This window comes from Bacillus sp. ILBB4, from assembly GCF_035064545.1.
Classification (GTDB): Bacteria; Bacillota; Bacilli; order Bacillales; family Bacillaceae_H; genus Priestia.
Window position 1 is genome coordinate 470,664 of record NZ_JAIQVD010000004.1, and the last position, 14,704, is coordinate 485,367.

Annotated in this window: 15 protein-coding genes and 1 riboswitch; of the genes, 3 read left to right on the plus strand and 12 right to left on the minus strand. The window is 38.8% G+C overall.

Going from position 1 to position 14,704, the window contains the following annotated elements:
- Positions 1–75: 75 nt before the first annotated feature.
- Positions 76–1,107, minus strand: a complete 1,032-nt coding sequence (locus LAV82_RS19520; RefSeq protein ID WP_211078757.1) for a LacI family DNA-binding transcriptional regulator — start codon at positions 1,105–1,107, stop codon at positions 76–78.
- Positions 1,108–1,357: 250 nt separating this feature from the next.
- Here LAV82_RS19520 and LAV82_RS19525 point away from each other — a divergent pair, with 250 nt between their 5' ends.
- Entirely contained in the window at positions 1,358–1,933 is a 576-nt protein-coding gene (locus LAV82_RS19525; protein ID WP_499716754.1) for a cell wall hydrolase, read from the plus strand.
- A gap of 33 nt (positions 1,934–1,966) precedes the next feature.
- Here LAV82_RS19525 and LAV82_RS19530 read toward each other — a convergent pair whose 3' ends face one another.
- From LAV82_RS19530 to LAV82_RS19545, 4 genes are all read right to left on the minus strand, one after another.
- On the minus strand, positions 1,967–2,146 hold the full coding sequence (locus LAV82_RS19530) for a hypothetical protein (protein WP_055991262.1): 180 nt from the start codon (positions 2,144–2,146) through the stop codon (positions 1,967–1,969).
- Between the two features lie 113 nt (positions 2,147–2,259).
- Positions 2,260–3,594: a sodium-dependent transporter gene (locus LAV82_RS19535; RefSeq protein WP_071274965.1), complete on the minus strand. Its 1,335-nt coding sequence runs from the start codon at positions 3,592–3,594 to the stop codon at positions 2,260–2,262.
- Between the two features lie 175 nt (positions 3,595–3,769).
- On the minus strand, positions 3,770–3,952 hold the full coding sequence (locus LAV82_RS19540) for a hypothetical protein (RefSeq protein WP_013056847.1): 183 nt from the start codon (positions 3,950–3,952) through the stop codon (positions 3,770–3,772).
- 303 nt (positions 3,953–4,255) lie between these two features.
- Positions 4,256–5,002 carry a TspO/MBR family protein gene (locus tag LAV82_RS19545; RefSeq protein WP_499716755.1) on the minus strand — a complete coding sequence of 249 codons (747 nt, stop codon included), beginning with the start codon at positions 5,000–5,002 and terminating at the stop codon, positions 4,256–4,258.
- A 226-nt stretch (positions 5,003–5,228) separates the two neighbouring features.
- A riboswitch (TPP riboswitch) is annotated at positions 5,229–5,327 on the plus strand.
- Positions 5,328–5,422: 95 nt separating this feature from the next.
- Between LAV82_RS19545 and tenA the strand changes: the two genes are divergently transcribed.
- Positions 5,423–6,112: a thiaminase II gene (gene tenA, locus LAV82_RS19550; RefSeq protein ID WP_013056845.1), complete on the plus strand. Its 690-nt coding sequence runs from the start codon at positions 5,423–5,425 to the stop codon at positions 6,110–6,112.
- Positions 6,113–6,140: 28 nt separating this feature from the next.
- Here tenA and LAV82_RS19555 read toward each other — a convergent pair whose 3' ends face one another.
- The 3 genes from LAV82_RS19555 to LAV82_RS19565 are packed head-to-tail and all read right to left on the minus strand — an operon-like array spanning position 6,141 to position 8,649.
- Entirely contained in the window at positions 6,141–7,541 is a 1,401-nt protein-coding gene (locus LAV82_RS19555; protein WP_211078760.1) for an aldehyde dehydrogenase, read from the minus strand.
- A 13-nt stretch (positions 7,542–7,554) separates the two neighbouring features.
- Complete coding sequence (locus LAV82_RS19560) at positions 7,555–7,857, minus strand: ArsR/SmtB family transcription factor (protein WP_013056843.1); 303 nt, start codon at positions 7,855–7,857, stop codon at positions 7,555–7,557.
- A 12-nt stretch (positions 7,858–7,869) separates the two neighbouring features.
- Positions 7,870–8,649 (minus strand): SDR family NAD(P)-dependent oxidoreductase, encoded by a 780-nt coding sequence (locus tag LAV82_RS19565; protein WP_499716756.1) that lies wholly within the window; start codon positions 8,647–8,649, stop codon positions 7,870–7,872.
- A 308-nt stretch (positions 8,650–8,957) separates the two neighbouring features.
- Between LAV82_RS19565 and LAV82_RS19570 the strand changes: the two genes are divergently transcribed.
- Positions 8,958–10,190: a helix-turn-helix domain-containing protein gene (locus tag LAV82_RS19570; RefSeq protein ID WP_499716757.1), complete on the plus strand. Its 1,233-nt coding sequence runs from the start codon at positions 8,958–8,960 to the stop codon at positions 10,188–10,190.
- Positions 10,191–10,263: 73 nt separating this feature from the next.
- Here the strand turns inward: LAV82_RS19570 and LAV82_RS19575 are convergent, their stop codons facing one another.
- From LAV82_RS19575 to LAV82_RS19590, 4 genes are all read right to left on the minus strand, one after another.
- The gene (locus tag LAV82_RS19575; protein WP_499716758.1) at positions 10,264–11,751 is read right to left on the minus strand and encodes an FAD-dependent oxidoreductase; all 1,488 of its coding nucleotides are present in this window, start codon (positions 11,749–11,751) and stop codon (positions 10,264–10,266) included.
- A gap of 115 nt (positions 11,752–11,866) precedes the next feature.
- Positions 11,867–12,457: a superoxide dismutase family protein gene (locus LAV82_RS19580; RefSeq protein ID WP_499716759.1), complete on the minus strand. Its 591-nt coding sequence runs from the start codon at positions 12,455–12,457 to the stop codon at positions 11,867–11,869.
- A 188-nt stretch (positions 12,458–12,645) separates the two neighbouring features.
- Positions 12,646–13,131, minus strand: coding sequence for a YusW family protein (locus LAV82_RS19585; RefSeq protein ID WP_499716760.1), 486 nt, complete (start codon positions 13,129–13,131; stop codon positions 12,646–12,648).
- A gap of 116 nt (positions 13,132–13,247) precedes the next feature.
- Positions 13,248–14,630: an aspartate kinase gene (locus LAV82_RS19590; protein WP_499716761.1), complete on the minus strand. Its 1,383-nt coding sequence runs from the start codon at positions 14,628–14,630 to the stop codon at positions 13,248–13,250.
- Positions 14,631–14,704: the final 74 nt, after the last annotated feature.

The window sequence follows — 14,704 nt, forward strand, 5'->3', positions numbered from 1 at the left end:
TTTTTGTGAATGCTAACTTATATCCCCTTTTTTCATAAATGCTAAACTTTGGTTAACCGGTTAACTTACTCTGATTCACCCGCGCTTAGCAGTCGAATCTCGAATAATAAGTTCAACCGATAATTTCACATGCTGCAGCGTGCTGAAACGGTGTTCAATTGCTTGAATAACAGACGTCGCGGCGACGACTCCTTTGTTAAATACATCTTGACGAATGGTTGTTAGACTTGGAGATGCATAGCTACTAAACGTTATGTCATCGAACCCTACGATTGAGTAGTCCTGCGGAATTTTTTTCCCCTTTTCTTGCAGTGCTTTCATAATTCCAAGCGCCAGCGTATCAGAGGATGCAAAAACCGCCCGAATATTCTTATGATCTTGCAGCAGCTTGTTCCCTAAATTGTAACCGTTATCAAACGAACTTTCGTTCACTTCAAAAACAAACGTCTTTGATGGTGTAATGCCCGCTTCTTTTAATGCTTTCTCGTAGCCTATATACCTCTTTTTATCCACTGGACTATTGACGAGGTGATGAGCAACAAAGGCAATTTCTTTGTGACCCAAATTCACTAAATGTGTTGTAGCTAGATATCCTCCATACTCATCGTCTACAGAAATATGATGATAATCGCGTTCGTACCTTTCGTATGTATCTACTAGCACAATCGGATTCGATAACGCTTTCATTTTCTCATACAATCGATGCGGGAAGGCTCCTAAAAACAGAAGACCATCAATATTTCTCGTTCGAATCCATTTTAGGCAATCAGCTGGGCTACTCGCTCCAGATATGACTAGATCATAACCATGCTTACGGATTACATATTCAATTCCACTAATCATTTCACTGTAATAATGGTTATCTTTAAATATAGTAGAAAGTGAATCATCTGTAAGCGGGAACATAACGCCAATCATATTTGACTTTTGTTTCGAAAGACTAACGGCGGTTAAATTTGGTTCATAGTTTAATTCTTTTACCGCTGTTAAAATTCGCTCTTTTGTTTCATCGGATACTTTGTTAATTCCGTTTAAGACGTAAGATACTGAAGCTGCAGACACACCTGCATGCTTTGCTACATCACGAATCGTTATCTTTTCTCCCATAAAATCTCTCCAGTTAAACGGTTAACTATTTACTCGTTCATTATAATTCACTCCTTTATTATCAGTCAACGTATTTTTCAAATTATCTGTTAACTATTATAATATCTTCCTAGATTGGTATGTTTTAAGCAGTGACAAGATGTATTGACACCTGTTAATCTTTGAAACGTACATATAAAGTTCGGTGCACAGCACGCACCGATCCGTGATAAAAGGGGCGTTCAAAAGGATTTCAGGAGGTACTTACTTTATGTTTAAGAAACTAGCAATTATTGGAGCACTAGCAGTTCCTATGTTCGGCATGAGTCACGGGGCAAATGCCGCTGAAACAACCCATCGCGTAAAAGCCGGAGAGACTCTTTACAAGATTGGCGCTGAATACGGCGTTACGGTTAAACAGTTAAAAGAAGCGAATCACAAATCTACCGACTCTATTAATGCAAATGAAACATTAACAATCCCTAACTCTATTAGCGAAAGTGATAAAGAATTGTTAGCTCGCCTTGTACAAGCTGAAGCAAAAGGCGAACCTTACGCTGGCAAAGTGGCTGTAGCAACAGTCGTTTTAAACCGCGTGGATAGCGATTCTTTCCCAAACTCTATTCATGATGTCATTTATCAAGTTACACAGTTTACACCTGTACAAAACGGTGAAATTAATAAAGCAGCGGATGCTGACGCAAAAAAAGCTGTAAATGAAGCACTAGCTTTTAGAGGTCAAGGAAAAGGTTCGTTATTCTTCTTTAATCCAGATAAAACAAGCGACCAATGGCTTCGTCAAAAACAGGTTACGATTACGATCGGAAATCACGTTTTTGCAAAATAAACAAAAGATTGAGACATAAAAAATTGCTCCAATCTAAAGGCGAACAAATGGCGTAAAGGAGCTCGTATGGATTGCTTGTGACACCGCTGTTGATTTCCGTGCAAGTCTTCGCTTTCCGCGGGCGGCCGGTGAGCCTCCTCGTTGCTTACGCTCCTGTGGGGTCTCACCTGTTCCGCTTTTCCCGCAGGAGTCTTGGTCTTGCGCTCCAATCAACAGCTAGAAACAATTAAATCGATTAAACTTACCTTCACTATCACAATAAAAAGCTCCGAACGATTCATCGTTCGGAGCTTTCTTCAACTAACATATTTTTTGTCTCAGCCTATTTAATATGCAACAAGTAAGCTTAATAGAACAGCTATAATTATAATAGGCAATACGTATTTAACTAGAAAGAACCATGCATTGAATAATTTAGCGCCTTTTGTACTTCCTGAAATAAACTCTTCATACACGGCTTCTTTTTTCATTTTAAATGTCACAAAAATCGCAATGGCTAAACTTCCAAGAGGCAGCATTAAGTTGCTCACAAAAAAGTCAGCTACGTCAAATATACTTCTGCCAAAAAGTGAGACATGTTTTAGTACACCAAACGAAAGCGCTGATGGGATACCTACCACAAACACAAGAATCCCTGATAAAGAAGCGTAGCGAGTTCGTTTTGTCTGATCGTCTTTGGTTAAAGCAGCTACGATAATTTCCAGCAGTGAGAAAGCAGAGGTAAGCGTAGCGAATAGAAATAAAATTAAAAACAGTGCTAAAAAGACAGTACCAAACGGCATTTTCTCAAATACTGTTGGCAAGACCACAAACAAAAGTCCAGGTCCTTCAGTTGGCTTTAATCCAAATGAAAAAACGGCTGGAAAAATAGCCAAGCCCGCCAGCAGCGAAACAAACAAGTTCAAAATAGCAATAGTGCCAGCTGAACGCGTCAAGCTTACTTTTTTCCCTAAATAAGAGCTATATGTCACCATGCAGGATAATCCCACGCAAAGCGAGAAAAACGACTGACCGAGCGCATAGAGAACAGATGACCCTGTAATGGCTGAAAAATCTGGTTTCAAAAAGAACTTTACTCCGTCCATTGCTCCGTCTAATGTTAAAGAACGCACCACGATAATGATAAAACAAATAAATAACAGCGGCATCATGTATTTATTAGCACGCTCTATTCCTTTTTGTACGCCTTTTGAAATAACAAACACTGTAATTAATAAAAACAGCGCCTGTGCACCTAATACTACATAAGGCTGGCTAATGACGGCATTGAACAACGGGCCGTACTCTTTTCCGCTTAGCATACCGGTTACGCTCATAATCGTATATAAAATCACCCAGCCGCCAACGACGCTGTAAAAGGAAAGCAAAACGACACAGCTTAGTACTCCCAGCCTGCCAATCCATACCCAAGCGGATTTTGGAGCAATTGCCTTATAAGCACTAATCGCTTCTTTTCCCGTATGTCTTCCAATGATAAATTCTGCCAACAGAAGCGGCAATCCAATAAAAATCGTAAATAAAATAAACAACGCAAAAAACGCTCCACCGCCACTGGTTCCCGTTACGTATGGAAACTTCCATATCGCTCCTAGACCAATTGCTGCCCCAGCAGATGCTAAAATAAAACCGAGGCGTGAAGACCACTGATTTCCTTTACTCATATAATGTTACTCTCTCCTCTTCTAAACTCAAAACTCACCTGATTAGTACTGTACCATAAATGCAGAAGAAAATCATTCCCGTTTTACTTTTTTCTATAAAACGATATCTATATAGAATAGAAAAATGAAGAAGCAGCTGCTTCTTCATTTTAAGGTTGGTGTTTCTATTCAAAATTTATTCTCTGTACGATGATTCATCTCCCCGGTAGGCTTCTTGATTTGAAATTTCTTCAATATGCATATGCCCTTCTCTCTCTAAACGAAGGACCGTACGCTCTGCATCTTCATAACTCTCGCACGTCACTTGTTTATATTCCATATCATCTTTATCTGTGTAAGCGACTAAATATGTTTCCATTTTAACTCCTCCTAATACAACCTGTATGTAACGTATGTTGCCTTTTTCGTTTATTTCTAAACATATAGGCTCCAAACATAAAGCCTAGCATACTATAATAGCGGAACTTCAATTTAAAAAAGTTGAATTTTTCATTATGCACCGATGCAACATGGAGGTTACACTTATGACATTTATTTTATCATTCGTACCAATTGTTGTTCCTTTTGGTATTTTAATTAGCTTAATTGCTTTTACAGCTGCTTTTTTACAATCAAAAGAGCATCATAAAAAGCTCTAGCTTACAAAAGCTAGAGCTTCTTTTTAAAAACGTCTATAGCGTTTAATCAATCCCACAATAATGGCAATTGCTAATAAAACAACTGAAATGATGACAGTAATGACAATTGGCTGATTTCCACTTTGCTTCACTGCAATGGCAATATAAGCCCAAATAAAAACAAGCGGATAAACAGCGTCTCGGTTTTTTAATGTAAACATAATGCCCAGCGCAGCTCCTACCAGCAGCATAATAATCGTCCATGCTAACTCGCTCAGGCCAAGCAAGTGCTGTATTCCATTTGCTTGAAATACGACAAACACATTGACAATAGTCGCAACAGAAATCCATCCAAGATAAAGCGAAATCGGCAGACGCATAAACCATGTCGTCATCCGAGAATGCTGAATAATGGAATATACAATCATTAATGTGCCTAGAATAAAGAGCATAACTAAAAGAGATAACTTATAGTAATCGTTTTGGAAAATAAAGATCCACGCACTATTTAACAAACAGTTAAGAAAAAACCAAATGCCGATACGTGCATATATTTCCTTTTGATCTTCTCTTGCAAAAAATTGGCGTATAACCCAAATGGTTAATAATAAATAAATAATGCCCCAGATAGCAAAGGCATAACCCGCTGGTGTAAACAACGTAGGAACTTGCGCAGAAGCTTCTCCCGTTGTTTTGCCTCCTATTGGAATGGCATTTGCTAAATAATTCACAAGCAGTGTAATAGCCAAGCCTACTGTATTTAATACAGCATACAAACGAAATTTCGCCATTTTGTTCTCTCCTTTCTTCTATTTATATGGGAGTGTTTCGGAGACGAAAACGGCTCTTCCCTTCATTAATACCTCTTCTTCCCTAAAAATATGCATTTTTAAACAAAAATGATTAAAAATAGCTTTAAGAAATTTCCTCTTTAAGAAAGAAAAGCGGTTAGCACACAATTTCCCATAACGCTTTCTATTTTTCAGAATATATGGTAAGTTAAACATAGATTAATAGGAAGTCCACTAGGGGTGCCCACCGGCTGAGACAAGTTTTCTTGATCCCTTTGAACCTGATCTGGCTCATACCAGCGTAGGAAAGTGGCAATGTTCAGTTTTTTACTGTCCTTTGCCACTCCGTTTATAAACGGAGTGTTTTTTATTTCCTTTATGTGCTTGTTTGTGACTTCCTCATATTAAAGGAGGATTTTGATGTCATTTTCATCTCAATTAAGACAAGAAGCAAACTATATTTACGAAGCCATTTTTAACCATCCTTTTATTAAAGGAATTGCTGAAGGAAACGTGCCAAAAGAAGCGCTTATTCACTACGTTTCTCAAGATTACGAATACTTAACAGCATTTGTTCGCATTTACGGCGCTGCTTTAACGAAATGCCGCACGCGTACCGAAATGGAAGCCTTTAATGCCGGCATTTCTACGGTATTACATAGTGAAGTACACCCTCACAATAATTTTTGTGAAGTAGCAGGCGTACGTTATGAAGACCTTCACACTGAGACGCTTTCACCGACGGCCAGCCACTACATTAACCATATGACAAGCGTTGCGCATACAGGCAGCTTAGCAGAAATCATTGCAGTGCTTCTTCCATGTCCATGGACGTACGTTGAAATTGGGCAGCGCATTACAGAACAAGTAAATCCATCTCCTTCTCATCCTTTTTATGAATGGATTCAGTTTTATAATAATGAAGAAATGAATGGCACAACACAATGGTTTTGTAACAAGCTCGATGAACTCGCCGAACAAGCGACTGAAGAAGAACGTAACCGTATGAAAGATCACTTCATCAAAAGCTGTGAACTCGAGTATTTATTTTGGGAAATGGCATATACCCAAGAAAAATGGCCGCTTTCTCAGCTTTCACTTTCAAAATAACGAAAAAGCCTCCTATCAGGAGGCTCTTTTATTTCAGTAATTTTTTGATCATTTTCAAGCTTTGTTTTTCCGAAGGATAGCGGAATGACAAATCAAACTTGGTTGTTTGAGACAGCATGCTTTTAAAATGAGTAAATGTCTGAAAGCTGTCTTTTCCATGATATTGACCCGTGCCGCTTTCTCCCACTCCGCCAAACGGTAAATATGGCGTAGCGATATGCATAAGCGTATCGTTTATACAGCCTCCTCCAAATGAAAGACGCTCCGTTATGGCGTTTTGCACATCTTCACTTTCTGTAAATAAGTAAAGAGCTAACGGCTTAGCTTTTTCTTGAACTTTATGAATGACTTCGTCTAGTGTTTCATATTCAATCATAGGAAGAATAGGCCCAAAGATTTCTTCATGCATAACATCTGAGGTCCAGCTTACTTCACTTAACACCGTAGGTTCTATTGTTAGCGTGTTTTTATTGTACCCGCCTCCAACTATAGCATTTCCGTCTTTTAAAAACTCAACTAGCCGAGTAAAATGGCGCTCACTGACAATACGGCCATAGCGGTCGCTTTCAAGCGGATTACTACCGTAAAATTGAGAAATCGCTTCGCGAAGTTTCTCTACAAGCTGCGCTTTTACCTTTTTATGCACGAGCAAATAATCAGGAGCAACGCACGTTTGACCTGCATTCATCCCTTTACCAAACATAATTCGCTTCGCTGCAAGATCTAGGTTTGCGTCTTCATGTACAATGCACGGACTTTTTCCGCCTAGCTCAAGCGTGACGGGAATAAGCTGCTTCCCTGCTTCTTGCATAATAATTTTCCCTACATTTACACTTCCCGTAAAGAAAATATAATCAACGGGCTGTTTTAAAAGCAGACTTGTAGTGTCTACAGCCCCTTCAACCACCGTCACAAATGCTGGGTCAAAAGCTTCAGCCAGTAATTCTTGTATAACGCGAGATACGCTAGGCGTTAATTCAGAAGGTTTTATAATCGCCGTGTTTCCAGCGGCAATCGCTCCTACTAAAGGAGACAGTGCTAATTGAAACGGATAGTTCCACGGAGCAATAATTAACGCGACTCCATACGGTTCAGGAACAATTTTCCCTTTAGAGCCCACATGTGTTAAAGCGGTTTTTACTTTTTTAGGCTTCATCCATTTTGCTAAATGTTTAAGCGTAAATCGAATTTCCTCTAGTAAAATCCCAATTTCCGACGTGTAGGCCTCTACTTCAGATTTATTTAAATCTTGTTTTAAAGCATCCATAACTCTCTGCTCGTTTTGTTTGACTGCGTCTCTTAGCTTATTCAGCGCTTGAATACGGCTGTTGATACTCTTTGTCTTTTGCGCATAGAAATACTGCTTTTGTGTAGAGACAATATGTTCAATGACCGTTTCATCTGTGATATAAAATCGCTCGTGGTTCATCTCTTTCATCTCCCTATAAACATTCGGCTTCAACTGTAGCAAGCAAGCTTTTTAATAGCTCAACTGCCTCACTTAAAGCTAGTGAATAATATCTCTGCGTCCCTTTTTGCTCAATTTGCACAAGCTTTTGATCGCGTAAAATTTTTAAATGATGAGAAATTGCCGGTCGTGATAGAGTAGACTCGTTTGCAATTTCATTAACGGTTAAAGGCTCTTTTTCGGCGAGCAGCAAAATAATATCTTGTCTTGCTGAATCACTTAGAGCCTGAAAAACAGGAATGCTGGCACGAAATAACTCGACTGCTTTTTCACTCATATATATTCTCCTTTATTTAATTTCTTGTGTTCTTCGGACAACGGATGTAAGCCACTTTCTTGGCACGAAGCGCGGGATGAACGTAGCAAGACGAAACTGTACTCCTGGTACGATAACCGTCTGCCCTTTCATAAATTTTTCATAGCCAACTTTCGTTACTGTTTCTACATCCATTGCACCGCTTTGAAAAAGCTTGGAGTTGCTTAGCTGGGCTCGGTCGCTAAAACCAGTTTTAGTTGGACCCGGGCATAGAGCACTTACCGTTACATTGGTACCTTTTAATTCATTTTCAAGGGCCTCTGTGAAAGATAACACGTACGCTTTCGTTGCGTAATATACCGTCATAAGCGGACCTGGCATAAATGCAGCAACAGATGCAATGTTTAAAATTTTTCCGCGATTTCTTTTGACCATATCCGGTAAAAATAATTTTGTTAAATGAGTTAATGCTCGAATATTTAAATCAATCATGTTTAACTCTTCATCTAAAGCTGTTTCAATAAATTTGCCGTATAGTCCAAAACCAGCATTGTTCACTAAATAATCAACGTGCATTTTTTTATTTTTAAGTTCTTCATATAATGACTGTATCTCTTCTTCTCTTGATAAATCCTTAACAACCGTTATCACTTCAATATTATAAGTAGATTTTAAATTCTCTCCAATCGCTGTTAGTTTATCAGCGCTTCTGGCAACTAAAATTACAGGATGCCCATCCTTTGCGAATTGATAAGCTAACTCTTTACCTATTCCTCCCGACGCACCGGTGATGAGCGCATAATACTGTGACATAGTGTTCACTCCTTATGTTTATATGTTCAAGAACTTAAACATTTAAACTTATCTTATAGGATTCATTTTTTCCCGTCAACTGTTTTCTATACTCTCCTTTTCTTTTATGTTTTCCATTTTTGCCATTTGCGCATTTCTGTACATTTTTTTACAAAATATGCGTTTTCTTTACATAGAAGGCTAATGTCGTCTAGTTTTGACAACCTTTGTCACCTAGCAGGAAAACAAGTGAAGATATGGTGAATACAACATACAACAAATAATCCATTACATAGTTGGATGAAAATAGATAAGGGAGGAAATGAAAAATGATGGAGACATATACAATTAAAAAAGTAAGTGATCAATTAGAGGTAGAAAAGAAAACGCTAAAACAATGGGAAAAATTATTGGGCAGCTATTTAACAATTGAACGAGTAGATGGGGCTCGTATCTATACAGAGGAACAAATTGAATTATTTAATGATATTAAACAGCTGTTTGATGAACAATGTACGTTAGATGAAGTCAAAGAATATGTTCAGCTGCTGATAAAGGAACAAGAAGAACAGGAGCATTTAGTGATGGAATCAGAGGCAGCGGTTTCAAAAGAAGAGGAACCAGCAAAGTTGAAAACTTCTAAAAAAGAAAACGTCATTGATTTTCAAGAACATTCCAACAAACAAATAAAGCAAGAAAAGAAAAAAGCTGCTGAAAAGCAGGAAAGCATTTCAGAAAATAAGCAAGAGAAGACCCCTCCTATACCTGAAGCACGATTAGCTACTGAAGAAGAAAAGCAGGCTATTTCTGCTTCTATTGAAGAGCCAAAACCAAACGACCTTGTTGTGAATGAAAAAGAACTGCTTCAAGGGGAATTAGTAGAAGCTGTTCGCCGCTATGAAGATGTGTTTGAGGTACTTGATACATTTAAAGCTGATTTGTTAAAAGAAATGCGAGAAGGTATGCGAAATGAAGTTCGCGAAGAAATTGTCGGAGAAGTAAAAAGAGAGCTTGAAAAAAGTGCTACCCAAACTGTAGAAATGGTGGAGTCGGTCGGGGCATACATTTCTGAGTCTTCAGAACGCAGCGCAAGAGATGTAGAAAATATGTCTAAAAAAATTATCCGTTCTAACGAAAAATCGTTTGATGAAGTCACTTCTTTGATTGAAGATTATTCAACAATCGCTGAAGAGAAAACCGAGGATATGCGCCTGTTCATGAAAGATGTCATGGAGAATGCGGATGAATCCTCTAAAGAAATGCAGTATTTATTAGACCGATTCTCAAGCAACTCCACCGTTGCGATGAATCAAGTAAAATTTATGGTTGAAAAATTAAATAATTCTTCAACTAATACGACAGAAGAGCTTCGTGATTTAATTGATTCAATGAATGAGGAACGAGTCTATTATTTAAAAGAAATGGAGAAAGAACGTAAGCTTCATCGTCAAAGTGTAGCTGAACGCGAAGAGATGTTTAGTGATTTTGTCCAAACCTTTAGACAAACCGCCGCTGCTGATATGAAGCGAAAACGGAAGTGGTGGAAGCTGTTTCTCTCCTGAAAACACCGGCCCTATGGTAATGGGGCCGGTGTTTTTAATGGTATGAACAATAGTAGTTTGTATGTAAGAAATGTTAAGGTAACGTATGGCGGTGAGACGTTATACTTTGAAACACATGATAGCCGCTTACCGATACGCCTATAGTTCCCGCTCCTGGAAACACTGTATCTCCGCATAACCACAGTCCTTGTAAGCCAGATCGATGCGAAATGCTGTTGAACAAGGCATGATCTAACGTTTGCGGAAAGCCTCCCACTCCGCCGTTTGGGCGAGAAGTGAACCTTTCCCATGCTTTAGGAGCTCCCGAAATTTGATGCTCTGCTTTTTCAATGCTAGGAATAATGGTTTTAATGCCTGCTACCATTTTTTTCTCAAGAACTTGTTTTTGAAGGTCATAGGCTTCTTTGTTACTCCACTTGCTAAGATCAATGTGAGTAGATGCTGTAATTGTACGCTTGCCTTCAGGCGCTCGAAAACGATCATCAGGATGAGAGACTGAGATAAATAAATGATTTCCTTCTGTCATTTCCCCTTGTTCGGATTGAAGTACTTGCTGAAACAACTCTACCTTTTGCGGCAGATCTCTTTCATCAATGGCAAAATACATCGAAAACGTTCCCCACTGCGGAAGCTCGCTTTTTTCTTTTGCCCGCTTATGAATATGTTGGTAATCTTCATCATGCAGCAAAGACTTTAAGCTTTGAACCGGGGCGTTGCATACAACGTCTGATGCACGGTAACGGTTACCTCTATGATCATGCACGATCCACCCGTCATTATCACGCTCTATCTTTACTACTTTCCTTCCTAGAGTCGTTTTTCCTCCGTTGGCTTTAATCGATTTTTGCAGCGCTTCTGCGACTTTGTATAAGCCGCCATTCACATAAAAAGCTCCTTCGTGATAAATATCCAACGCTAAACATCCAATAAGCATTGAACAGTTCTCACTCGTTGTCTGCATGCTGTCTATTAATTGACCATCAACAAAATGAAGAAAGTCCGCTTCGTCTAACAAGCTGTGTTTTTTTAGTAAATAACTAAACGATTGATGAAAATAAGGCAACAGCTTCAAAGAACCAAAATTCAACGAACTTACCAGTCTGCTCCACTCACCGACTGTCAGAGGAGGAAGAACCGGCAGAGATTGCATAAGCTTGCGAATTTCTTTTGCAATTCTAAAAACATTTTCATAAAAGCTCCTAATATTTTTTGCTTTATGAGGAAATTGTTTTTGAAGATAGGAAATATGCTGATACCGGTCTTGATAATAAATCAGTGTACGATGAGGAAGATGAACTTTCATGATTTTCTCAAGAGAAACCTTTTCAATTTCTAGGCCAAGGTACATGCCGATTCGCTCATGTATCCCTCCGTGCTCAAATCCCATTCCAAGCGTCGCTCCAACAGGAAACGTATACAAATGGCGCTGAAATTCCCCTGCACAGCCTCCCCATTCTCGAGAAGCTTCTAAAACCGTCACTTCATAGTCATGTTTAGCTAAAAGCGCTCCCGCTGTTAACCCACCTACTCCTCCGCCTATTACGACAACTTGCTTATGCATGTTTTCACCTTCTTTGCTCTTTCTTCTATTGTGCAAAAAAAAGAAGCTCACCGCAATTTAGAAGCGGCTCGTTACTGAAATAAAAAAGCCGTGAATGATTTCACAGCTTTTTGGCTTATTTTGTAATCACTCCACAAACAATCCGATCTCCTGAGTTTCCTGAAGGATCCGTTGTGTAATCGTCGACTTTATCATGTATCACTAATGCCGATCCATCCATATCCAAAAGAGAATTCGGCTTTCCTTCTTGCATCGTGACAAGAGAAGCAAAAATTTCTGTATCTACTTTGCCATTTGGAGCAACTTCTAGATTGGGCAAATCACCTGCATGCGGGCCTTTTGTATTTTTAAAACCGTGTTCACGTTTAAAAGGATTAAAATGGGCACCCGCTGTTTTAAAATCCGGCACCTCACATTTTCCTATTTCATGAATATGAAATCCATGTCTTCCCGGTGAAAGACCTTGAGCAGTTAATTTAATTTGCACGCCGTTCTTTGCTTCTGACAGGGTAGCCTCTCCTACTTTTTTGCCCGATGTATTCGTTAAATCCACTTTAACAGGTTCTACAGATACTTCGCTTGTTTCTTTCGCTTCCTCTGTTTTCAAGTGGTTTTCATGAGCGTTATTTTGCTCTTTTACCATGCTGCATGCTCCTAACAATAACAGAACAAACACTACACATCCGTTCATTATTAACTTTTGCATCCGTGATTCCTCCTTTTTCTTATTTATCACCATCCTTTCACTATTTTCCTTTTTTTAGACATCAAAAATAAGATTGAGACATACGTTCACCTTACCAATGAAAAAATCCGAACGAGTTGGATTCTTAATGAAGAACCTCAATTCATCGTTCGGATTTTCCTTCAACTAAAATATTTTGCTTTAACGTCTTACTTTTGTTTAAAGTTGTATTCTTTTTCCGTTCCGTTTGAAAAACGAACTTCTAATTCAAACGACTGAAAATCTTTTTTTAGGCTAAACGCATCGATTACTTCCTTTTTTACATCTTCATCGGGGGTGCGCTGATCAAAATTTAACTTTTTAAATTTTGAAGATAATTTATTAAAAGCTTTGTCTCCGTTCAAGTACTCATCGTTAATATTATCATCCACTTTGGCTTCTATCTCATCATTTTCATTTTCGTAGTCGGCTTCATAATCATTGTTGAGCCCCTTATAGTCTACTTCTAAATCAAAATTTGAAAAGTTAAAAGATGTGTTTTCGCTTTGATTATCATAGCTCATCGGCGTTCCGCCATTCGTCACACCTTGTTTATTTTGAGCTTCTTTTGCCGGTGCTGCATCATCATTGTGGCATGCTGAAAGTACGCTAATACCTATAAGGGAAAAGAATATGAAAAAGGGTCGTTTCTTCACTGTATTTCCTCCTTTGACTTCACTCTTCCTTCCCTTTATGTCCACAAATTTGATTTTTATACGCCTTCATTAGAAAACCCCGCTCTCTAAAAAGAAAGCGGGGTTTTTCGTCTTGTTTATTTTATATTCGAATAAGAAATACTGTACATGCTGTTAAAATACGTATTGTAAAGAGCTTGAACAGCACGGTCTAAAGCATCTGCTTTCACACCAAACATCATGCTCACCTCAGAAGAACCTTGGTTGATCATTTCAAGATTCACTTCAGCACGAGCAAAAGCTTCTGTAGCTTTTGCAGCAATTCCTACTGTGCTATTCATTCCTTCTCCTACTACCATAACCATAGCAAGATCACGTTCAATAAAGATTTCATCTACCTCAAGTTCTTTTTCAATTCGAGCAAATACGCGCTTTTCAACATCTGGCGTAAGCTGATGCTCGCGCATGATGACAGAGATATTATCAATTCCTGAAGGGGTATGTTCGTATGAAATACCTTCATCCTCTAAAATTTCAAGCAATCTTCTGCCAAAACCAATTTCACGGTTTAATAAGTATTTGCTCACGTGGATATTGCAAAAACCTTTGTCCCCAGCGATTCCGACCACCGGCGTATCTCCGTGAGGACGCTCAGCTACAATGAATGTCCCCTTTGCTTCAGGATTATTTGTATTCTTTACACATACAGGAATGCCTAGTTTATAAACCGGCTCCAGCGCTTCATCATGGAAGACAGAAAAACCTGCATAGGATAGTTCACGCATTTCTCTGTATGTTACTTCTTTCATTTCATGAGGCTTTTCCACAAGTCTTGGATCTACACTATAAATAGCATCTACGTCGGTAAAGTTTTCATACAAATCAGCTTTTACTCCCGCTGCTACAATTGAGCCTGTGATATCTGATCCACCGCGCGAGAACGTAACCATGTTCCCTTCTTCAGAATAGCCAAAGAATCCTGGAATCACCAAAATGCCCGAACGCTCTCTTAGCTGCGGTAATTTTTCATAAGACAGTGGAAGCACTCTTGCTCTTCCGGGTTCATCAGAAACAAAAATACCTGCTTCTTTTGGATTTACATAATGAGCTTCAAAACCTAAATGGTTTAAATAAGAAGCCATTACCTTTGCGTTATTATCTTCTCCACTTGCTTTTAGGCAGTCTAATAAGCGAAATGGATCGTTTTTATGTAAATCAATAAGTGATTGTAAATTCGTAATAATGTCAGTAATAATCGTTTCTGGCATAGACAAGTCCACAACGATTTCACGATAGCGATCAATTACTTGCCCAAACTCGTCTACGTAATCTTCTCCAAGCTGTATTTTGGCAGAAAGTGCGATTAGCAAATCTGTCATTTTTGTATCTTCTCCGTATCGCTTACCCGGAGCTGATACGACTACCAGCTTTCTCTCTTTATCAGACGTTACAATATGCGCAACCTGTTTAAATTTCTCTGCGCTTGCAACTGAACTCCCGCCAAACTTCGCAACCTTCATGTGTGAGACACTTCCTTACTTTGTTTTTAATATTCGATTATTGTACCATATTTTATCAAGTAGAAAAGCTCATC

Excerpts from the sequence above, each read along its gene's own strand:
- tenA (WP_013056845.1), top strand. The coding sequence starts at position 5,423 with ATGTCATTTTCATCTCAATTAAGACAAGAAGCAAACTATATTTACGAA.
- LAV82_RS19520 (WP_211078757.1), bottom strand. The coding sequence starts at position 1,107 with ATGGGAGAAAAGATAACGATTCGTGATGTAGCAAAGCATGCAGGTGTG.
- LAV82_RS19535 (WP_071274965.1), bottom strand. The coding sequence starts at position 3,594 with ATGAGTAAAGGAAATCAGTGGTCTTCACGCCTCGGTTTTATTTTAGCA.
- LAV82_RS19545 (WP_499716755.1), bottom strand. The coding sequence starts at position 5,002 with ATGGCGAAATTTCGTTTGTATGCTGTATTAAATACAGTAGGCTTGGCT.
- LAV82_RS19580 (WP_499716759.1), bottom strand. The coding sequence starts at position 12,457 with ATGCAAAAGTTAATAATGAACGGATGTGTAGTGTTTGTTCTGTTATTG.
- LAV82_RS19555 (WP_211078760.1), bottom strand. The coding sequence starts at position 7,541 with ATGAACCACGAGCGATTTTATATCACAGATGAAACGGTCATTGAACAT.
- LAV82_RS19570 (WP_499716757.1), top strand. The coding sequence starts at position 8,958 with ATGATGGAGACATATACAATTAAAAAAGTAAGTGATCAATTAGAGGTA.
- LAV82_RS19560 (WP_013056843.1), bottom strand. The coding sequence starts at position 7,857 with ATGAGTGAAAAAGCAGTCGAGTTATTTCGTGCCAGCATTCCTGTTTTT.
- LAV82_RS19590 (WP_499716761.1), bottom strand. The coding sequence starts at position 14,630 with ATGAAGGTTGCGAAGTTTGGCGGGAGTTCAGTTGCAAGCGCAGAGAAA.
- LAV82_RS19575 (WP_499716758.1), bottom strand. The coding sequence starts at position 11,751 with ATGCATAAGCAAGTTGTCGTAATAGGCGGAGGAGTAGGTGGGTTAACA.
- LAV82_RS19565 (WP_499716756.1), bottom strand. The coding sequence starts at position 8,649 with ATGTCACAGTATTATGCGCTCATCACCGGTGCGTCGGGAGGAATAGGT.
- LAV82_RS19540 (WP_013056847.1), bottom strand. The coding sequence starts at position 3,952 with ATGGAAACATATTTAGTCGCTTACACAGATAAAGATGATATGGAATAT.
- LAV82_RS19525 (WP_499716754.1), top strand. The coding sequence starts at position 1,358 with ATGTTTAAGAAACTAGCAATTATTGGAGCACTAGCAGTTCCTATGTTC.